Genomic DNA, 19,218 nt, shown 5'->3' on the forward strand with positions numbered 1-19,218 from the left:
GCGTCGGAGCCTTACACGCAGTCAAAGCCATGCAGTCTTGAGGAGCAGTAGCTGTGAGCAGCAACAAGGGTGACGTCCGGCTCTGGGGCGGCCGGTTCGCCGACGGTCCTTCGGAGGCGCTGGCCCTGCTGTCGGCGTCGGTCCACTTCGACTGGCGCCTCGCGCCCTACGACATCGCCGGCTCCCGCGCCCACGCCCGTGTGCTCCACAAGGCCGGCCTGCTCACGGCCGAAGAACTCGACCGCATGATCGCCGGACTCGACCGGCTGGAGGCCGACGTCGCCGACGGCTCCTTCACCGGCACCGTCGCCGACGAGGACGTGCACACCGCCCTGGAGCGCGGCCTGCTGGAGCGGCTCGGCGCCGAACTCGGCGGCAAGCTGCGCGCCGGCCGGTCCCGCAACGACCAGGTGGCCACCCTCTTCCGGATGTACCTGCGCGACCACGGCCGGATCATCGGCGGCCTGATCGCGGACCTCCAGGACGCTCTGGTCGGCCTCGCCGAGACCCACCACGACGTGGCGATGCCGGGCCGGACCCACCTCCAGCACGCGCAGCCGGTGCTCTTCGCCCACCACGTACTGGCCCACGTGCAGTCCCTGTCCCGGGACGCGGAGCGGCTGCGCCAGTGGGACACCCGGACCGCGGTCTCCCCGTACGGCTCGGGCGCCCTGGCCGGCTCCTCGCTGGGCCTGGACCCGGAGCAGGTCGCGGCCGACCTGGGCTTCGAGCGGGGCTCGGTCGGCAACTCGATCGACGGCACGGCCTCGCGCGACTTCGTGGCCGAATTCGCCTTCATCACCGCGATGATCGGGATCAACCTGTCCCGGATCGCGGAGGAGATCATCATCTGGAACACGAAGGAGTTCTCCTTCGTGACCCTGCACGACGCCTTCTCCACCGGGTCGTCGATCATGCCGCAGAAGAAGAACCCGGACATCGCCGAGCTGGCGCGCGGCAAGTCGGGCCGGCTCATCGGCAACCTGACGGGCCTCCTCGCGACCCTCAAGGCGCTGCCCCTGGCGTACAACCGGGACCTCCAGGAGGACAAGGAGCCGGTCTTCGACTCCTGCGACACCCTTGAGGTCCTGCTGCCCGCCTTCACCGGCATGATGGCGACCCTCACGGTCAACCGGGAGCGGATGGAGGAGCTGGCCCCGGCCGGCTTCTCGCTCGCCACCGACATCGCCGAGTGGCTGGTCAAGCAGGGTGTGCCGTTCCGGGTGGCCCACGAGGTGGCCGGCGAGTGCGTCAAGGTCTGCGAGGGCGAGGGCATCGAGCTCGACCAGCTGACGGACGACCAGTTCGCGAAGATCTCCGAGCACCTGACCCCCGAGGTCCGCACCGTCCTCAACGTCAAGGGTGCGCTCGCCTCCCGCAACGGCCGCGGCGGCACCGCCCCGTCGGCGGTCGCGGTCCAGCTGACCGAGCTGAAGGCCGACCTGGTCATCCAGCACGCGTGGGCGGCCCACAAGCAGTAGTCCGGGCGTGGCCGGGGGCGGGGGAGCGGATCGGCTCCCCCGCCCCTTCGGCGTTGCAGGCGGACGACGCTGAGCGAGCACAGAACGGCCGGTCACTGGCGACCGCGGCGCCGCCGCCCCTTGTGGCGGCCGATGCCGAGGACACGGGCCTCGTCCGGTTACGGTGCGGCCCATGCGGCCAGGGCGCCGAAATCCTCGCGGACCAGTCCGATCCGCTCGTCGATGCGCAGCAGCAGCGCGTGCGCCGGGTGGTGCCGCTCGACGTACTCGCGGTCCATGGCCGTGATGTCGTCGTCGATCCACGCGAAGGGCCGCTCGCCCGCGTACTCGAGGATGTACTGGGTCTTCCAGAACGTGCCGCGCGGCGCCCGGCCGTGCATGACGGGCCAGTCGACGAACGGCAGCCGGGGCAGTCCCAGGTGCGGGCCTATCCAGTCGTTGGCCTCGTCCTTCCAGGTGGTGGCCCAGACCAGCTCGTAGGCGTCCGCGAGGGCGAGCAGCTCCGCCCCGTGGTCGTGATTGAGCCAGACCCGCAGCGGCTTGGCCCGCTCCGCCTCCGTCCAGCCCGTCGGGCGCATCCGGTGGGTGCGGTAGCCCTCGGGGCGGCGCTGCGCCTTGGCCGCGTAGGGGTTCAGGGGTCCGTCGACGTCGATCAGCAGCAGTGGCTTCATCGGGGCAGGATTCCGTTCCGGCCGCCCGCGGGCAGCTCATTTTCGCTATGAATGAGACATCGGCGTCTCATTCGGGGTATGCTTGTCTCATGGCCATGGATCGTGACCAGGTGCTCCGCGATGCGGCCGCCCTGCTTTCCCGCAAGTCGACCGCCACGATGGACGAGGTCGCCCGCGCCGCCGGAATCGGTCGCGCGACCCTCCACCGGCACTTCGCCGGACGCGACGCCCTCGTACGGGCCCTCGAAGACCTCGGCATCCGGGAGTTCGAGGTGGCCTTCGACAACGCCCGCCTCGATGAGGGCACGGCGGTGGAGGCACTGGGGCGCCTCGTCGCCGAGGCCGAGCCCAACGCCCAGCTGCTGGCCTTCCTCGTCACCGAGAACCAGCTGTTCGAGGGCGACGAGGTCAACGAGGGATGGGCCCGGCTCGACGCCCGCGTCGGCGCGCTCTTCCGGCGCGGCCAGCAGCAGGGCGACATCCGGATCGACCTGAGCCCCGCATGGCTCACCGAGGCGCTCTACGCCCTCGTTGGAGCCTGCGCCTGGGCCGTGATGGACGGCCGGGTCGCCGCCAAGGACTTCCAGTACATGATCACCGAGCTGCTGCTCGGTGGCGCCCGACGGAGTGTGGAGAAATGAGCACGACGCAGCAGCTGAACAGCCCGAGCGGGACGGAGACCAGGAGCCGCGGCCGCTGGCTCGCCCTGAGCGTGCTGGTGCTCGCCGTGCTGCTGGTCGCCGTCGACGCGACCGTACTCGGCCTCGCCACCCCCGCACTCTCCGAGGACCTCAAGCCGTCCGGCACCCAGCTGCTGTGGATCGGCGACATCTATTCCTTCGTCATCGCCGGACTCCTGGTCTCCATGGGCAGCCTCGGTGACCGAATAGGCCGCAAGAAGCTGCTGCTCACCGGCGCCGCCGCATTCGGTGCCGTGTCCGTGCTCAACGCCTACGCGACCAGCCCCGAGATGATGATCGTCGCCCGGGCCCTGCTCGGCGTGGCCGGTGCGACCCTGATGCCGTCCACCCTCGCCCTGATCCGCAACATCTTCCACGACCCCAAGGAGCGCAGCCTCGCGATCGGCATCTGGGGCGCCACCGCCTCGGCCGGCGCGGCCGTCGGCCCGGTCGTCGGCGGAGCGCTGCTCCAGCACTTCTGGTGGGGCTCGGTCTTCCTGATCAACCTCCCCGTGATGATCGCCCTGGTCGTCGTCGGAATCAAGCTGCTTCCCGAATCCAAGAACCCGGTCGCCGGTCCCTGGGACCTCGTCAGCGTGGGCCTCTCCCTCGTCGGAGTGATCGGTGTGGTCTACGCCGTCAAGGAAGTCGCCACCCACGGCGTCACCTGGGAGGTCGCGGTCACCGCGGCAGCCGGCGCCGGCGCCCTGTACGCCTTCGTGCGCCGCCAGTTCAGCCTGCCGTCCCCGCTGCTCGACATGCGGCTCTTCAAGCACCGCGGCTTCTCCGGCGCGGTCCTCGCCGACCTGCTCACCGTCTTCGGCCTCTCCGGCCTGGTCTTCTTCCTCTCCCAGTTCCTGCAGCTCGTCCAGGGCCGCGACCCGCTGGAGGCCGGCCTGGCCGAACTGCCCGCGGCCATCGGCGCGGTGGTCACCGGCCTGATCGCGGGCCGCTACGCCCGCCGGTACTCGGTCCGGGCCATCGTGGCCGGCGGCCTCGGTGCCATCGGCCTGGCCCTCGGCGCGCTGACCCTCATCCACAAGGAGAGCGGCTACCCGCTGCTCGGCGCGGCCCTGCTCGTCGTCGGCCTCGGCGCCGGCTTCTCCTTCACCGTCACCGCAGACGTCATCCTCTCCAGCGTGCCCAAGGAACAGGCCGGTTCGGCCTCCGCCGTCTCCGAGACGGCCTACGAGCTCGGCGCCGCCCTCGGCATCGCCCTGCTCGGCTCCATCGTCACCGGCGTCTACCAGAGCTTCACCGCCCCGGCCTCCGTCGCGGGCCCGGTCGCCGACGCCGCGCACGAATCCCTCGGCGGGGCCGTCGAGGCGGCCAAGGTGCTGGACCCGCACACCGCCCAGGTGATGGTCGGCGCCGCCCAGGACGCGTTCGTGGACGGGCTGCGACTGGCCTCCGGCGTCGGCGCGGCCGTACTGCTGGCCACCGCGGTGGCCGCCTGGTTCCTGCTGAGGGGCCAGCGGCTCCAGGACGGCGTCGAGCACTGACGCACCGCCAAAGGATGTCTTTTCGGCCAGAGTTGACAGTCCGAAGAACCGCGGGACACCATCCCCGCGATGGAGATCAACGAACTGACCCCGGCGGAACGCCGCGTCTGGGAAGCCTTCCCGCGCGGCGACGGGGTCGACTTCCGTACCGCCCCCGAGGACAGCTCCGCCGACGGAGCCGACTGGGGCCCGGGCCGGACCCTGCGCGCCGAGTTCCTGCGGGCCGTCCTGCTGGGAGCATGCCCCACCGTGCAGGGCCGGGTCCCCGGCCTCAAGATCAAGGGCGCGAAGATCGTGGGCAAGCTCGACCTGCGCTACGCCGTCATCGACCACCCCATTCGGCTGCGCGACTGCTGGTTCGAGCGCAAGCCCCTGATCTACGGGGCCCAGCTGCGCGCCCTGGTCCTCAGTGATTCGACGCTGCCCGGTCTGACGGCCTCCACGGTGCGCGTCGAGGTGGTCCTGCGGCTCTCCTGCTGCCGGATCGCCGGCCCCGTACGGCTGCAGGGCGCCAAGATATCCGGCGGGCTCTTCCTCCAGGGGGCCGTGATCGGACCCACCGGCGGGGAGGAGGCCGACGAGCCCCCGCTCCAGCTCAACCACGTCGAGGTCGACACCGACATCATCGCCAACGACCTGACCGTGCACGGCCAGCTGCGCCTCAACGGATGCACGGTCGGCGGTCAGATCCAGCTGGACCGCGCCCGGCTGCTCGCACCCGGCGCCATCGCCCTGCACGCCGAGAACCTGACCGTCGGCACCGACCTGCGCGGACACCGGCTGAAGGCCCGCGGCACGGTCAACCTCACCGGCTCCCGCATCCCGGGTCAGGCCAACCTGACCCGCGCCGACCTCGACAACACCGGCGGGACCGCCCTGCGCGCCTCCAGCTGTGCCATCGGCGAGCTGTGGCTGCGCCGGTGCGATCAGATCCGGGGCGACGTGAACCTGCGCCGCTCCACCATCGACCTGCTCCACATCGATCCGGAGGCCTGGCCCGCGCGGATCGCCATCGACGGCCTCACCTACCGCACCCTCGCCCCCCACCTGCCGGCCGAGCAGCGACTGCCCGCGCTGGAGCGGGAGGAATCCGGCTACCTCACGTACGCCTACGAGCAGCTCACGGCGGCCTACCGGACGGCGGGCGACGAGACGGCCGCCCGGACCGTCCAGCTCGCGAAGCTGCGCCGGCACCGCGGCACGCTGCCCCGGCCCGCCCGGGTCTGGGGGCTGCTCCAGGACGCCACCGTCGGCTACGGGTTCCGGCCGCTGCGCGCGGCGGGATGGCTGCTGGCGCTGCTGATGACCGGGACGCTCGCGTACGGGTTCGAACCGCCGCGCGCCCTGAAGGCGGGCGAGGCACCGGACTTCAACGCGCTGTTCTACACGATCGACCTGATGGTGCCGATCGTCAGTTTCGGCCAGGAGGCGGCCTTCGCACCGGGCGGCTGGTACCAGTGGCTGTCGTACCTGCTGATCGTGACCGGCTGGATCCTCGCCACCACCACGGCGGCGGGCATCAGCCGGTCACTCCAGCGCCAGTAGGCAGGGCCCGGGTCAGGCGGCCTTCGCCTTGGTCGCGTACATGTCGACGTACTCCTGGCCCGAGAGGCGCATGACCTCGGCCATCACCGAGTCGGTGACGGCGCGCAGCACGTAGCGGTCGCGGTCCATGCCCTCGTAGCGGGAGAACTCCATCGGCTCGCCGAAGCGGACGGTGACCCGGCCCGGTCGCGGCATGCCGGCGCCGCCGGGCTGGAGCTTGTCGGTGCCGATCATCGCGAACGGCACCACGGGGGCGCCGGTCATCAGGGTCAGGCGGGCGATGCCGGTGCGGCCGCGGTAGAGCCGGCCGTCGGGGGAGCGGGTGCCCTCGGGGTAGATGCCGAAGATCTTGCCCTCTTCGAGGATGCGGCGACCGGTCATCAGGGCCGCGACACCGCCGTTCGCGCCGTCGCGGTCGACGGGGATCATGCCGGATCCGGTGAAGAACCAGGCCATGGCGCGGCCCTTGATCCCCTTGCCGGTCACGTACTCGTCCTTGCCGATGAAGTGGACCGTGCGGTCGCACACCAGCGGCAGGATCATGGAGTCGATGAAGGTGAGGTGGTTGCCCGCCAGAATCACCGGTCCGGAGCCGGGGATGTTCTCGATGCCCTCCACGCGGGTGCGGAACATCATGCGCATGACCGGTCCGACAGTGGCTTTGATGAGCTTCGTACGGAACAACGTGGGCCCTCCGGCATCGAAAAGCGGTTCGCGCACCCACCCAGCGGCGGTAGCGCAGGTGAGGACGATACTCGCGGGTCAGCTTCCGGCGCACATCGGGTTCACGTGTCGGATACGCATTGTTGACGCATGTTTGCGCCAAGTTCCCCGGATGTGCCGTCGCCGCACCCTCTCCGGCCACCCCCCTTTGCCTACCATCGGCACGCCGATCGCGGGCCGCGACACGGCGTTTCACGACGAGGAGTGGCACTCATGACACAGGGTGGGGCAGCGCGGCGCACGGTCCTGGGGGCGGCCGTCCTGGCGGCGGGGACCGGTATCACCGGGCTCGCGGCGGGATCCGCCTCCGCCGCGGGCGACGGGTACGGCGACGGGCACGGAGGCGGTGACGGCGGCTTCCGGGACCTCCCGTACCCGACGGTCATCGGCCACCGCGGAGCCAGCGGCTACCGGCCGGAGCACACCCTCGGCTCCTACCAGCTCGCCCTGGACCTGGGCGCCGACGTCATCGAGCAGGACTTGGTCCCGACCCGGGACGGCCAGCTGGTCTGCCGCCACGAGAACGAGATCGGCGGGACCACCGACGTCGCCGACCACCCCGAGTTCGCCTCCCGGCGCACCACCAAGACCGTCGACGGGGTCTCCGTCACCGGCTGGTTCACCGAGGACCTCACCCTGGCCGAGCTGCGGACCCTGCGCGCGAAGGAACGTATCCCCGCCGTCCGCCAGCGCAACACGCTCTACGACGGCCAGTGGGCCGTGCCCACCTTCGAAGAGGTGCTCCGCTGGGCGGACCGCGAGGGCAGGCGACGCGGCCGGCGGGTGTGGCTGCACGTCGAGACCAAGCACCCCACCTACTTCCGGGGCCTGGGCCTCGGCCTGGAGGAGCCCCTCGCCAAGCTGCTGCGCCGCTACGGACGCGACGGCCGCAACGCCGCGGTCTTCCTCCAGTCCTTCGAGCCCTCCAGCATCCAGCGGCTCTCCCGGCTGGTCTCGGCGCCCCGCGTGGTCCTGCTGTCGGCGGCGAGCACCCGCCCCTGGGACTTCGAAGTCGCCAAGGACCCGCGCACGGTCGCGGACCTGGTGAAGCCCGAGGGGCTGAAGTGGATCGCCGGCTTTGCCCAGGGCATCGGCCCGACCATGGACCTGATCCTCCCGCGCGACGCGGCCGGCGGACTCGGCGCCCCGACCACCCTGGTGAAGGACGCCCACGCGCGCGGGCTGCTCCTGCACCCCTACACCGCGCGGAACGAGAACAGCTTCCTGCCCGCCGAGTACCGCAAGGGGACCGACCCCACCGCGTACGGCAACGCCCTCGCCGCCTTCCGGACCTACTTCGAACAGGGCATCGACGGCATCTTCACCGACAACCCGGACACGGGACTGCTCGCGGCGGAGGCCTTCCGTCCGGGCCGACGCCCCGTCAACCGCTGAGCGCCGCTTCCCGTACGAGTGGGCCGGGCCCGGCGGGGAAACCGCCGGGCCCGGCCCACTCGTCCCGCCCGGCATGGACCTGCTGAAGGCTGAATACCTCGACAAGCTCGGCCCACTGCTCTCCGCCGAGGCCGCCGCGGAGGCCCCGGGCGCCGGAGTGGACGCCGCCGACCTGGAACAGGCCGTCTGGGTCAGGCTGCTGGAGAGCGGCCGGCGCGCCCCGGATCCGGCCGAGCCCGCGGAGCCGGCGCGCTGGCTGCGCAGGGCCGTCCGGGCGGAGGCGCGCCTGGCCCGGCGCCGGGCCCGCCGGGAGGTCCCGTACGACCACCGCCGCACCGCCGGGGAGGGCCACCGCCGGCCCTCCGCGGACGGCGGGCCACCGGCCGGCACTGCCGCCGGGGCCGCACCGGAGGACGCCCTCATGCACGGGGAGGAGAACCGGGCACTCCGATCGGCGGTCGCCCGGTTGCCCGGACGCTGTCCGGAGCTGATGAAGGCACTTCTTTCGCCCAGAGACCTCACTTACCGTGAAATCGCAGGAGAGTTGGGTATCTCACAAGGAAGTTTGGGGCCCGTCCGTTCCCGTTGCCTGGGATGTCTGCGCAGAATGCTGGCTGCAGAGGTTGCGGCTCCTGGCCTGCGGGGAAAGGAGCGGTAGACCAACGGGCTACCAGGTGAGCTGGAGGCATGCGCACATGGGCATGAGCGTGACCATTTCGGCGGCGGCCGCCGAGGACGCGGAGCAGATCTTCAAACTGCAGTACCTGGCCTTCCAGCGTGAGGCCGAGCTGTACGGCAACTACCTCATCCAGCCCCTCACCCAGTCCCTGGACTCCCTCAAGGGGGAACTGGCGACGGACACCGTCCTGGTGGCCCGGCTCGGCGACGAGATCGTCGGGACCGTGCGCGGCAACGTCGACGAGGACGGCACCGCCAAGATCGCCAAGCTCTGCGTACACCCCCGCCTTCAGGGTCACGGCCTCGGGGCGCGGCTGCTGCGCGCGGTCGAGGAGGCCCTGGCGAGCCCCGGCACCACCAACCGCTTCCGCCTGCACACCGGGCACAAGAGCGAGTCCAACCTGCGCCTCTACCGCAAGGCCGGCTACGTGCAGGTCGGCGGCCGCACGGCCTCGGACGGCGTCCAGCTGGTGATCCTGGAGAAGGAAGCCAAGGACCCGACCGACTTCACGGTCAGCGCGTAGCGCCCGGGGCCGGGCGCCGGGCGCCCGGTTTCGCGCTTGCCCGCTTGCCCGCTTTCCGGTTCTCCCGCTTTCCCGTGTCAGGCGTCAGGCGTCCGGCGCCTGCGCAGCCAGAGCATCCCGGTGATCGGCAGGATCACCGGGATGAACAGGTAGCCCATCCCGAACTGGGACCACACGGTCGTGTCGGGGAAGGACTCGGGCCGCAGCACCGTCCAGGTCCCCACGGCCACCACGCCGGCGAGCTCGGCGGCGCAGCAGACCAGCGCCGCCCTGCGGGCCGTCTCCCCGCCGCGGACCAGTGAGTACGTGATGAACGCGTAGGCCAGCGCGGCCACCGCGGACAGGGAGTACGCCAGCGGCGCCCGGTCGAACTCGGTGGAGATCTGGTAGGCGGACCGGGAGACCGCGCCCACCACCATCACTCCGTACAGCCACACCAGCAGCAGCCCGGGCCCGGAGACCAGCCGCTTGCGGTCGGCGGGCGCGGCGCCCGCCCGGTCGGTCGTCGTGTCAGCGTCAGGCACCGGTGGTTCCCCAGATGTCGTAGAGCCGTACTTCGAGGACGGCGAGCACGACGGCGCCGGCGGCCACCGTCACCGACCCCCACTTGGTCCGCTCGGTCAGCGAGAGCAGGCCGGCGGCCGGTACCGCGGCGAACGCGCCCACCAGGTAGGCCACGAAGATCACCGTGCCCTCGTCGGGCTTCTCGCCCCGGGCCAGCTGCACCAGGCCGATCACCAGCTGCGCCAGCACCAGCACGGTCACCACGGCCATACCGATGAAGTGCCAGTCCTTGGTCGGCTGGTCCCGCCATGCGGCGTGGCCGCACCAGGCGGCGAGGGCGAGTGCGGCCACGCCGATGGCGACCGTCAGGGCGTCGAGCATGCAGCGAGGGTATTACGGGCCGAAAGACCCGAAGCGCGCACCCCTGTCTCCCGACCGTGGTCTTGACCACAACGGACCCCGCCACTGCGCTCCGGACGGAGGGGCGGCACAGGCCCCGATGGTGCTGTCGGTGCAGGTCAGCGGCGGCGGAGCGGCCGCGGGGCGGAGGGTCGGCCAGGACCGCGCCGTCCGGTATGCGGTCGAAATCCGTCCGCTATCCGGACAGCGTTGATCGGTCAGGGGATGGGTCTGCTTTACTGGGGCCCATGACCACGACGAGCAGCCGCACCCTTGCGACCGAGGCGACGATGACGCCCGGTGCTCGTTGTATGTGTCGAATGTGCGCCTTCTGAGGGCCCCTTCCTGAGCCTCGCGCCCCGAAGCGAGACCAGTCGCGCCAGTGCCTCGTCCCCTGATGAACAGCACGGCTCGTTCCTGCCCCGCGCACGCGTCGACACCATCGTTTTCTGACGGTTCGTCCCGTATCGCGTCCCAGATTGTTTGCCCCGTGCCGGCACCCCGCTGCGCCGCGCACTCGACAGCGACGGAAATCCTGTGATCACCACATCGGGCCTCACGAAGGTCTACCAGTCCCGTGGCCGCGAGGTCACCGCCCTGGACGGCGTCGATCTCCACGTCCGCGAGGGCGAGGTCTACGGAGTCATCGGCCAGAGCGGCGCGGGCAAGTCCTCCCTGATCCGCTGCGTCAACCTGCTGGAGCGCCCCACCACCGGCACGGTGACCGTCGACGGCGTCGACCTCACCGCCCTCGCCGGCCGCGGCCGCCGCGCCGGCAAGGAACTCCGCGAAGCCCGCAGCCGCATCGGCATGGTCTTCCAGCACTTCAACCTGCTGTCCTCGCGGACCGTCCAGGCCAATGTCGAGCTGCCCCTGGAGATCCTCGGCGTCTCCGGCCGCGAGCGCTCCCGCAAGGCCCTCGAACTCCTCGACCTCGTCGGCCTCGCCGACAAGGCCAAGGCCTACCCGACCCAGCTCTCCGGCGGCCAGAAGCAGCGCGTCGGCATCGCCCGCGCCCTGGCCGGCGACCCCAAGGTGCTGCTCTCCGACGAGGCCACGAGCGCCCTGGACCCCGAGACCACCCGCTCCATCCTCCAGCTGCTGCGCGACCTCAACCAGCAGCTCGGCCTCACCGTGCTGCTCATCACGCACGAGATGGACGTGGTCAAGTCGGTCTGCGACTCGGCCGCCCTGATGAAGAACGGCCGGATCATCGAGTCCGGCACCGTCGCCGAGCTGCTCGCCACCCCCGGCTCCGAGCTCGCCGGTGAACTCTTCCCGGTCACCGGCACCGCCACCGGCCCCGACCGCACGGTCGTCGACGTCACCTTCCACGGCGAAGCGGCCGTCCAGCCGGTCATCTCGCAGCTCTCGCGCACGTACAACATCGACATCTCGATCCTCGGCGCCGCGATGGACACCGTCGCGGGCCGGCAGATCGGCCGCATGCGCATCGAACTGCCCGGTGGCTACGAGGACAACGTCGTGCCCGTCGGCTTCCTGCGCGAGCAGGGCCTCCAGGTCGACATCGTCGAGGGCGCCGAAGCCGCCGACGCCGACACCGAATTCGCCGCGCTGGTCAAGGACGGTGCCAAGTGACCTGGTCCGAAATGCAGCCCCTGCTCACCCAGGGCACCTACGACACCCTCTACATGGTGCTGTGGTCCACCCTGGTGACCGTGCTCGGCGGACTGCCCATCGGCATCCTGCTGGTCCTCACCGACAAGGGCGGCCTCCTGCAGAACCAGCCGCTCAACAAGGTCCTCGGCGTGATCGTGAACATAGGCCGCTCGCTGCCGTTCATCATCCTGCTGATCTTCCTGATCCCGGTCACCACCGCGGTCGTCGGCACGTTCATCGGCCCCACCGCCATGATCGTCCCGCTCGCCATCGGCGCCATCCCCTTCTTCGCACGGCTCGTCGAGACGGCCGTCCGCGAGGTGGACCACGGCCTGATCGAGGCCGTCGAGTCCATGGGCGGCGGCATCCCGACCCTGGTCGGCAAGGTGCTCCTCCCGCAGGCCCTGCCCTCCCTGGTCGCCGGTGTCACCACCACCGTCATCACCCTCGTCGGCTACTCGGCGATGGCCGGCGCGGTCGGCGGCGAAGGGCTCGGCTCCAAGGCCATCACCTACGGTTTCCAGCGCTTCGAGACCGGCTTCATGGTCGCCACCGTCGTGGTCCTGATCGTCCTCGTCACGGTGATCCAGCTGCTCGGCGACGGCGTGGTCCGCCTCCTCGCCCGTCGCGGCCGCACCGCCTGAAAAGACTTTCCCCCTCCCCTCATAGAGCCCGCACTTGTCGTGCTTGGGCCACCACCAGCAAGTCACCGGTACTTGTTCAGCAAGAAAGGCACTCTTCGTGCGTAAGAACATCAAGCTCACCGCCCTCGCCGCCTCGGCCACCGCGCTCGCCCTCGGCCTCACCGCCTGCGGCAGCTCCTCGGACCCGTCCTCGGCCAAGACGGACGGCGGAAAGACCGACGAGAGCAAGCCCCTCGTCATAGCGGCCTCCCCGAGCCCGCACGCCGACATCCTGAACTTCGTCAAGGACAAGCTCGCGGCCAAGGAAGGCCTCACGCTCGAGGTCAAGGAGTTCACGGACTACGTCCTGCCGAACACCGCCACCGAGCAGGGCCAGGTCGCCGGCAACTACTTCCAGCACAAGCCGTACCTCGACGACTTCAACAAGAAGAACAACACGCACGTCGTGCCCGTCGTGAACGTGCACCTGGAGCCCCTCGGCCTCTACTCCAAGAAGATCAAGGCCATCGGTGACATCAAGGCCGGCCAGACCATCGCCGTCCCCAACGACACCACCAACGAGGGCCGCGCCCTCCAGCTGCTCGCCGCCAACAACCTGATCACCCTCAAGGAGGGTGTCGGCACCAGCGCCAAGCTGTCCGACATCACCGACAAGAAGGGCCTGGAGTTCAAGGAGCTGGAGGCCGCCACGGTCCCGCGCGCCCTGAACGACGTGGACGCCGCGATCATCAACGGCAACTACGCCCTGGAGGCCAAGCTGGCGCCCGCCAAGGACGCGCTCGTCCTGGAGAAGGCCGAGGGCAACCCCTACGCCAACTTCCTCGCGGTCAAGGAAGGCCAGCAGAACGACCCGCGGATCCAGAAGCTGGCCAAGCTCCTGAACTCCGACGAGGTCAAGAAGTTCATCGAGGAGAAGTACCAGGGCTCGGTCATCCCGGCCTTCGGCACCCCGGCCTCCTGAACCAGGCCCTCCTGAGCCGATTCCACCACCACCGGTCATGAATCTCGGCCCCGCACGCCCCTGACGGCGCGCGGGGCCGAGCTCTGCCCGCTTCCGGGCAACCCGGCCCTGCACATCACCGGGGCGATGCTGCATGCTGTGGCCTACGACCCGCATGCACGGTCCCGCACGAACGGTCCCGTACCGCGGTCGCATCGCAACACGGTCGCACCACGTTCTCAGGCATGGAGCTGCGCATGACTACCACCTTCCCGGACGTCACCATCAGCACGGACCGGCTGGTGCTGCGCCCCTTCGAGGAAGAGGACGTCACCGCGCTCACCGAGATGATGAACGACGAGCACGTGATCGCCTGGACCGGCGCACCCCACCCCTACACCCCCGCCGAGGCGCACGCCTGGGCCACCCGCCGCTCCCACGCCGAACGCACCGAGGGCCGCGGCATCGTCCTCGCCGTCACCGAGTTCCTCACCCAGCGCCTCGTCGGCGTCGTCCACCTCCAGAACACCAACTGGCGCACCCGCGCCACCGAGGTCGGCTACGTCACCGCCCCCTGGGCCCGCGGCGAGGGCTACGCCAGCGAATCCGTCCTCGCCGTCGCCCAATGGCTCTTCCGCGACCAGGGGTTCGAGCGGCTCGAACTGCGCACCGCCGCCGACAACACCGCCTCGCAGCAGGTGGCGCAGAAGATCGGCTGCATCAGCGAGGGCGTCCTGCGCAACGCGTGGATAGTGCGTACCCAGACGGCCGACGGCGGCTGGACCGACATCCGTACCGACCTCATCGTCTGGAGCCTGGTCCCCGAGGACCTCGACGAGGGCGACGGATACGACGGGTACGACAGCTTCGACAGCTACGACGGATACGCCCGTGGCTCCGCCTTCCCGCAGCGGGCCGACGCGAGCGGCTACCCCGTCGGCGCCGACTGGAAGTGACCCGATGACCGGGTAGTCTCACCGTGCCCGCGCCCGCCCGACGAAGCTTCCCCCCACCCCAGACCAGGAGACTGACGACGATGGCCGACCGGGTCACGGTGATCGGCTGGGACGGTTCGCCCCTGACCGCGGGCGCCCGGTCCGCGCTCTCCGCCGCCACCCTCGTGGCCGGCGCCGCCCACCACCTCGCCCTCCCCGAAGTGCCGCCCACCGCCGAACGCGTCCGGCTGGGCAGCCTCGGCCTCGCCGCACGCCGCATCGCCGGCCACCGCGGCACGGCAGTGGTCCTCGCCGACGGCGACCCCGGCTTCTTCGGCGTCGTACGCACCCTGCGCGCCCCGGAGCACGGCCTGGAGGTCGAGGTCGTCCCGGCCGTCTCCTCCGTCGCCGCCGCCTTCGCCCGCGCCGGCATGCCCTGGGACGACGCCCAGATCGTCGTGGCCCACCCGCGCACCCTGCGCCGCGCCGTCAACGTCTGCCGCGCCCACGCCAAGGTCGCCGTGCTCACCTCACCCGGCGCCGGCCCCGCGGAACTGGCACTGCTCCTCGAAGGAGTTCACCGCACCTTCGTCGTCTGCGAGGAACTCGGCACCGACCGCGAACAGGTGAGCGTCCTCACCTCCGACAAGGCCGCCGACCACACCTGGCGCGACCCGAACGTCGTCATCGTCATCGGCGGCGGGGGACCGACCCCCGCCGACGCCGGCTGGCTGTTCGGCCAGAGCGCCGCCCGGTCCACCGACCGCGGCTGGGCGAGGCCCCGGCCGGACGCGGGCGAGGGCGAGTCCGCACAGCTGCGCGCGGCTCAACTGGCCCGCCTCGGCCCGCGCATCGGCGACCTCGTCTGGGACATCGGCGCCGGCTCCGGCGGGGTGGCCGTGGACGCGGCCGCCCTCGGCGCCGCCGTCATCGCGGTGGACACCGACCCGGCCGCCTGCGACCGCGTAACTGCCGCCGCGCGCACGCGAGGAGTGCAGGTCCAGGTCGTCGCCGGGCGCGCACCGCACGTACTGGAGAACCTGCCCGAGCCCGATGTCGTCCGGGTCGGCGGAGGCGGCGCTCCCGTCGTCGCGGCCGTCGCCGAACGCCGTCCCGAACGGATCGTCAGCCACGCCTCCACCCGCGACGAGGCGGAGGCGATCGGCAGGGCACTCACCGAACACGGTTACGCCGTCGAGTGCGCGCTGCTCCAGTCCGTCGCCCTGGACCCCCGTACCTGGGCCGAACAGGACCGTTCCGTGGTGTTCCTCCTGGCAGCGGAACGCCCCGCCACGCGCTGAGACGAGGGCCGGGGTAGGCTGGCCGATCGTCGTACTGCCCCGGACGATTCGGGCATCGCGACACCGCCTGGACGCGCGACGTGGCGCAGTCCACAGAGGACCGTGACGGTTATGGCCGCCACGATCGCCGACGGGCGCGACAATGCTTACTGGTTGTCGTGCCGGCGTATGCGAGACGAGCTCGTCGCACCGCAACCCCGCAGGCAAAACCGCTCGGCGGCCCCGTGGGCGACCGGGCGATCGAAGAGGCAACACCGATGGGCGAGGGGTAAGCATGACTGACACCGGCCAGGTCCCGGGCGAGGGTCACCCGGACAACGCGGGCATGGTGGATCAGCAGGGCGTCCCCGCTCCGGTCCAGATCCCTGCACCGGTCCCCGCTGGCTACGCCTTCCAGGACCTCATGGACAATCCGGCCGAGCCGGAGGACGAGGAACTGCTGCTGATGCCGAGCGGCCAGGGCGCGTGGAGCGACCCGCAGGTCGTCCCGCCGGCCCCCGTCTTCCCCGCCCCGTCCCCCCTCGACGGCCCGCCGATGTACACGGACCCGTCCTACGGCTCCGAGCCCTCCTTCCCCGAGGCCCCGGCACCGGCCCCGTACACCGACTTCCCCCCGCCGGTGTTCCCCGACGGCGGCTACAGCGCGGGCGCGCACGAGACGGGCGGCCGTGACTCCGGCGCGCTCGACCTCGGCGGCCTCGTCGTCCCGCCGCCCGCGGCCCCCGTCGCCCCGGTGGCCCCCGCGGCTCCCGTCCGGCGCCCGCTGCACATGGGCCCGCCCGTACCCGAGGCCAACGGCGGGGTCGTACGGTCCCTCGCGGACCGCGGCCCGGCCGCGGCTCCCGCCCCGGCCGCTCCGGCGGCCGCCGTGAGCACCCCGGCGGCGCCCGTTCCGCTCCGCCAGGCGGGGCCCCCGACCACCGGGCCCGAGTACCTGGACATCCCGCGCGCGGAAACCGCCGCGGGCGAGATCCCGCCGCAGGCCGGCGCACCGTGGACGCCGGATCCGGCGGCAGAGCCCGCCCGGGCCGCCGTGGAGCCGGAGCCGGAGGCGGCCCCCGCAGAAACGGTGGGCCAGCCCGAGCCGGTGGCGGCCGAAGAGGTCCAGCCCGAAGCCGTCCAGCCGGTCCAGCCCGTCGAGCCCGCGCCCGAGGCCGTCCGGCCCGAGCCCCTCGCCGTCGAGCCGGAGCCGCAGCCCGAGCCGATCGCCGTGGAGCCGCTGGCCGTCCGGCCCGAGGCCGAGCCGGAGCCCGCACCGGAGCCGGTGGCCCCCGTGGAGCCGGTGGCGGCCGCCGGGGCCGAGCCGGTCGGGCCCGAGCCCCTCGCCGTCGAGCCGGAGCCGCAGCCCGAGCCGCTCGCCGTCGAGCCGGTCGCCGTCCAGCCGGAGGCCGTGGAGCCCCAGCCCGAGCCGGTCGCGCCCGTCGAGCCGGTCGCCGCCGTCGTGGCCGAGCCGGTGCAGCCGGAGCCGGTCCCCGAGCCGGAGCCCCTCGCCGTCGAGCCCGTGGCCGTCCAGCCCGAGGCCGAACCGGAGCCCGCGCCCGAGCCGGTCGTGGTGGCGCCGGTCGCGGTCGAGCCGGTGGCCGTCGAACCGCAGGCCGAGCCGGTGGCCGTGGAGCCCCGGCCCGAGGAAGCGGCCCGGCCCGAGGAGGCAGCCCAGCCCGAGCCCGCCGCGGCGGAGCCCGTCGGCGAGGCGGCTCCCGGTTATGCCGACGCCGAGCGCGAGGCCGTCCTGCGCGTCATGCGCGAGCGCCGTGACATCCGCAAGGGCTTCCGTACCGACCCGATCCCGCACGAGGTGCTGCTCCGCGTCCTGGAGGCGGCCCACACCGCGCCCAGCGTCGGCCACTCGCAGCCCTGGGACTTCGTCGTCATCCGCTCCGCCGAGACCCGCCGGACGATGCACGAGCTCGCCCAGCGCCAGCGCGAGGCCTACGCCAAGTCGCTGCCCAAGGGTCGGGCGAAGCAGTTCAAGGAACTCAAGATCGAGGCCATCCTCGACACCCCGGTGAACATCGTCGTCACCGCCGACCCCACCCGGGGCGGGCGCCACACCCTCGGCCGGCACACCCAGCCGCAGATGGCCCCGTACTCCTCGGCCCTCGCCGTCGAGAACCTCTGGCTCGCCGCGCGCGCCGAAGGCCTCGGCGTCGGCTGGGTCAGCTTCTTCGACGAGCGCGAGATGGTCCGCGAGCTCGGCCTCCCCGAGCACCTCGAGGTCGTCGCGTACCTCTGCATCGGCTACGTCGACGAGTTCCCCGAGGAGCCCGAGCTGGCCCAGGCCGGCTGGTCGCAGCGCCGGCCGCTCTCCTGGGTGGTCCACGAGGAGACCTACGGTCGCCGCGCGCTGCCCGGCGAGGAGCCGCACGACCTGCTCTCGGAGACCGTCGCCAGCATCCGCCCGCTCGACGCGAAGGCGCTCGGCGAGGCCTGGGAGCGGCAGAAGCGCATGACCAAGCCCGCCGGCGCCCTGGGCATGCTGGAGATCATCTCCGCCCAGCTGGCCGGCCTCTCCCGGGTCTGCCCGCCGCCGATCCCCGAGCCGGCCGCCGTCGCGATCTTCGCCGGTGACCACGGCGTGCACGCCCAGGGCGTCACCCCGTGGCCGCAGGAGGTCACCACGCAGATGGTCGCCAACTTCCTGGGCGGCGGAGCGGTCTGCAACGCCTTCGCCAACCAGGTGGGCGCCGAGGTCTGCGTGATCGACGTCGGCGTCGCGGGGGACCTCCCGGCGACCCCCGGCCTCCTGCCCCGCAAGGTCCGCCCCGGTACGGCCGACCTCTCCACCGGCCCGGCGATGACCCGCGAGGAAGCCGTCGCGGCCATCGAGGTCGGCATCGAGACGGCCCGCGACCTGGTCGCGGCCGGCAACAAGGCCCTCCTCACCGGCGAGATGGGCATCGCCAACACCACCGTCTCCGCGGCCCTGATCTCGGTGTTCACCGGGGTCGACCCCGCCGAGGTGACCGGTCGGGGCACGGGCATCAACGACGAGACGCACGCCCGCAAGGTCGAGGTCGTCCGCCGCGCCCTGGAGCTCCACCAGCCCGACCCGGCCGACCCGATCGGCGTCCTCGCGGCCATCGGCGGCCTGGAGCACGCGGCCATCGTGGGCCTCCTCCTCGGCGGAGCGTCCCTGCGCACCCCCGTGATCCTGGACGGCGTCAGCGCCGGGGCCGCCGCCCTGGTGGCCCGGGCCATCGCCCCCGAATCCCTGTCGGCGTGCATCGCGGGCCACCGCAGCGCGGAGCCGGGCCATGTCGCGGCGCTCAACAAGCTGGGCCTGCGCCCGCTGGTCGACCTGGACCTCCGCCTCGGCGAGGGCACGGGCGCCCTGCTCGCCCTCCCGCTGGTCCAGAGCGCGGCCCGCGCGATGCACGAGGTCGCCACCTTCGACTCGGCGGGCGTCACCGAGAAGTAGGACCCACCCCGCGCCTCCGCCGGCGGGGCTGGGATGGCGGGCCCGCGCCCGGTGCCGTGGGGCGGGGACACTCCGGGAGGTCCCCGCAGGCCGAGCGAACCCACCGCCGAGCGGCGGGCCGGTCCGGCTGGGGGGTTCGCGAGCCGAGGAGACCTGCCGGAGGGGCACCGCACCACCGCGAGGCCCCCGGCCGACCCGGAGCAGGCCCGCCGTAGGCGAAGCACCCCGCCCCCGGCCCGCGGGCCGGAAGCCCGCGCG

17 protein-coding genes are annotated in these 19,218 nt (G+C 72.1%); 13 read left to right on the forward strand and 4 right to left on the reverse strand.

What is annotated here, in order from left to right:
• Positions 1 to 53: 53 nt before the first annotated feature.
• Complete coding sequence (gene argH / locus B6R96_RS28375; RefSeq protein ID WP_030387141.1) at positions 54 to 1,481, forward strand: argininosuccinate lyase; 1,428 nt, start codon at positions 54 to 56, stop codon at positions 1,479 to 1,481.
• A 158-nt stretch (positions 1,482 to 1,639) separates the two neighbouring features.
• Here argH and B6R96_RS28380 read toward each other — a convergent pair whose 3' ends face one another.
• The gene (locus B6R96_RS28380; RefSeq protein ID WP_081524010.1) at positions 1,640 to 2,152 is read right to left on the reverse strand and encodes an HAD domain-containing protein; all 513 of its coding nucleotides are present in this window, start codon (positions 2,150 to 2,152) and stop codon (positions 1,640 to 1,642) included.
• Positions 2,153 to 2,241: 89 nt separating this feature from the next.
• Between B6R96_RS28380 and B6R96_RS28385 the strand changes: the two genes are divergently transcribed.
• The 3 genes from B6R96_RS28385 to B6R96_RS28395 all read left to right on the forward strand — a co-directional run bounded on the left by B6R96_RS28385 (position 2,242) and on the right by B6R96_RS28395 (position 5,879).
• On the forward strand, positions 2,242 to 2,793 hold the full coding sequence (locus tag B6R96_RS28385) for a TetR/AcrR family transcriptional regulator (RefSeq protein ID WP_030387143.1): 552 nt from the start codon (positions 2,242 to 2,244) through the stop codon (positions 2,791 to 2,793).
• On the forward strand, positions 2,790 to 4,334 hold the full coding sequence (locus tag B6R96_RS28390) for an MFS transporter (protein ID WP_030387144.1): 1,545 nt from the start codon (positions 2,790 to 2,792) through the stop codon (positions 4,332 to 4,334). Before B6R96_RS28385 ends, B6R96_RS28390 begins: the two co-directional genes overlap by 4 nt.
• Before the next feature lie 69 nt (positions 4,335 to 4,403).
• A complete protein-coding gene (locus B6R96_RS28395; RefSeq protein WP_081524011.1) occupies positions 4,404 to 5,879 on the forward strand; it encodes a membrane-associated oxidoreductase in 1,476 nt (491 codons plus the stop codon).
• A 12-nt stretch (positions 5,880 to 5,891) separates the two neighbouring features.
• Here B6R96_RS28395 and B6R96_RS28400 read toward each other — a convergent pair whose 3' ends face one another.
• A complete protein-coding gene (locus B6R96_RS28400) occupies positions 5,892 to 6,521 on the reverse strand; it encodes a lysophospholipid acyltransferase family protein (RefSeq protein WP_030765574.1) in 630 nt (209 codons plus the stop codon).
• A gap of 294 nt (positions 6,522 to 6,815) precedes the next feature.
• Here B6R96_RS28400 and B6R96_RS28405 point away from each other — a divergent pair, with 294 nt between their 5' ends.
• The 3 genes from B6R96_RS28405 to B6R96_RS28415 all read left to right on the forward strand — a co-directional run bounded on the left by B6R96_RS28405 (position 6,816) and on the right by B6R96_RS28415 (position 9,199).
• Positions 6,816 to 7,997 (forward strand): glycerophosphodiester phosphodiesterase, encoded by a 1,182-nt coding sequence (locus B6R96_RS28405; protein WP_081524012.1) that lies wholly within the window; start codon positions 6,816 to 6,818, stop codon positions 7,995 to 7,997.
• Between the two features lie 73 nt (positions 7,998 to 8,070).
• Positions 8,071 to 8,655 (forward strand): RNA polymerase sigma factor, encoded by a 585-nt coding sequence (locus tag B6R96_RS28410; protein WP_081524013.1) that lies wholly within the window; start codon positions 8,071 to 8,073, stop codon positions 8,653 to 8,655.
• A 37-nt stretch (positions 8,656 to 8,692) separates the two neighbouring features.
• A complete protein-coding gene (locus B6R96_RS28415) occupies positions 8,693 to 9,199 on the forward strand; it encodes a GNAT family N-acetyltransferase (protein ID WP_030387149.1) in 507 nt (168 codons plus the stop codon).
• A gap of 77 nt (positions 9,200 to 9,276) precedes the next feature.
• On the opposite strand, the gene B6R96_RS28420 is transcribed toward B6R96_RS28415, so the two are convergent.
• Positions 9,277 to 9,723, reverse strand: a complete 447-nt coding sequence (locus B6R96_RS28420) for a hypothetical protein (RefSeq protein ID WP_081524014.1) — start codon at positions 9,721 to 9,723, stop codon at positions 9,277 to 9,279.
• Positions 9,716 to 10,084 (reverse strand): hypothetical protein, encoded by a 369-nt coding sequence (locus B6R96_RS28425; RefSeq protein WP_053704350.1) that lies wholly within the window; start codon positions 10,082 to 10,084, stop codon positions 9,716 to 9,718. The genes B6R96_RS28420 and B6R96_RS28425 overlap by 8 nt, the downstream gene beginning before the upstream one ends.
• A gap of 555 nt (positions 10,085 to 10,639) precedes the next feature.
• On the opposite strand from B6R96_RS28425, the gene B6R96_RS28430 reads away from it, so the two are divergent.
• From B6R96_RS28430 to cobT, 6 genes are all read left to right on the forward strand, one after another.
• Complete coding sequence (locus B6R96_RS28430) at positions 10,640 to 11,701, forward strand: methionine ABC transporter ATP-binding protein (RefSeq protein ID WP_030387152.1); 1,062 nt, start codon at positions 10,640 to 10,642, stop codon at positions 11,699 to 11,701.
• A complete protein-coding gene (locus B6R96_RS28435; protein WP_030387153.1) occupies positions 11,698 to 12,366 on the forward strand; it encodes a methionine ABC transporter permease in 669 nt (222 codons plus the stop codon). Before B6R96_RS28430 ends, B6R96_RS28435 begins: the two co-directional genes overlap by 4 nt.
• A gap of 97 nt (positions 12,367 to 12,463) precedes the next feature.
• The gene (locus B6R96_RS28440; protein WP_030387154.1) at positions 12,464 to 13,327 is read left to right on the forward strand and encodes a MetQ/NlpA family ABC transporter substrate-binding protein; all 864 of its coding nucleotides are present in this window, start codon (positions 12,464 to 12,466) and stop codon (positions 13,325 to 13,327) included.
• Positions 13,328 to 13,563: 236 nt separating this feature from the next.
• Positions 13,564 to 14,262 (forward strand): GNAT family N-acetyltransferase, encoded by a 699-nt coding sequence (locus B6R96_RS28445; protein WP_053704354.1) that lies wholly within the window; start codon positions 13,564 to 13,566, stop codon positions 14,260 to 14,262.
• Positions 14,263 to 14,342: 80 nt separating this feature from the next.
• On the forward strand, positions 14,343 to 15,542 hold the full coding sequence (gene cbiE / locus B6R96_RS28450; protein ID WP_053704351.1) for a precorrin-6y C5,15-methyltransferase (decarboxylating) subunit CbiE: 1,200 nt from the start codon (positions 14,343 to 14,345) through the stop codon (positions 15,540 to 15,542).
• Positions 15,543 to 15,816: 274 nt separating this feature from the next.
• Complete coding sequence (gene cobT / locus B6R96_RS28455) at positions 15,817 to 18,960, forward strand: nicotinate-nucleotide--dimethylbenzimidazole phosphoribosyltransferase (protein WP_081524015.1); 3,144 nt, start codon at positions 15,817 to 15,819, stop codon at positions 18,958 to 18,960.
• The last annotated feature ends 258 nt before the right edge of the window (positions 18,961 to 19,218 follow it).

The organism is Streptomyces sp. Sge12 (assembly GCF_002080455.1).
GTDB lineage: Bacteria > Actinomycetota > Actinomycetes > Streptomycetales > Streptomycetaceae > Streptomyces.

What these genes read in the sequence shown, in the direction of transcription:
- B6R96_RS28380 (WP_081524010.1), bottom strand. Translation starts at nt 2,152, where the DNA reads ATGAAGCCACTGCTGCTGATCGACGTCGACGGACCCCTGAACCCCTAC.
- B6R96_RS28385 (WP_030387143.1), top strand. Translation starts at nt 2,242, where the DNA reads ATGGCCATGGATCGTGACCAGGTGCTCCGCGATGCGGCCGCCCTGCTT.
- B6R96_RS28390 (WP_030387144.1), top strand. Translation starts at nt 2,790, where the DNA reads ATGAGCACGACGCAGCAGCTGAACAGCCCGAGCGGGACGGAGACCAGG.
- B6R96_RS28395 (WP_081524011.1), top strand. Translation starts at nt 4,404, where the DNA reads ATGGAGATCAACGAACTGACCCCGGCGGAACGCCGCGTCTGGGAAGCC.
- B6R96_RS28400 (WP_030765574.1), bottom strand. Translation starts at nt 6,521, where the DNA reads ATGCGCATGATGTTCCGCACCCGCGTGGAGGGCATCGAGAACATCCCC.
- B6R96_RS28405 (WP_081524012.1), top strand. Translation starts at nt 6,816, where the DNA reads ATGACACAGGGTGGGGCAGCGCGGCGCACGGTCCTGGGGGCGGCCGTC.
- B6R96_RS28410 (WP_081524013.1), top strand. Translation starts at nt 8,071, where the DNA reads ATGGACCTGCTGAAGGCTGAATACCTCGACAAGCTCGGCCCACTGCTC.
- B6R96_RS28415 (WP_030387149.1), top strand. Translation starts at nt 8,693, where the DNA reads ATGGGCATGAGCGTGACCATTTCGGCGGCGGCCGCCGAGGACGCGGAG.
- B6R96_RS28425 (WP_053704350.1), bottom strand. Translation starts at nt 10,084, where the DNA reads ATGCTCGACGCCCTGACGGTCGCCATCGGCGTGGCCGCACTCGCCCTC.
- B6R96_RS28445 (WP_053704354.1), top strand. Translation starts at nt 13,564, where the DNA reads ATGACTACCACCTTCCCGGACGTCACCATCAGCACGGACCGGCTGGTG.
- cbiE (WP_053704351.1), top strand. Translation starts at nt 14,343, where the DNA reads ATGGCCGACCGGGTCACGGTGATCGGCTGGGACGGTTCGCCCCTGACC.
- cobT (WP_081524015.1), top strand. Translation starts at nt 15,817, where the DNA reads ATGACTGACACCGGCCAGGTCCCGGGCGAGGGTCACCCGGACAACGCG.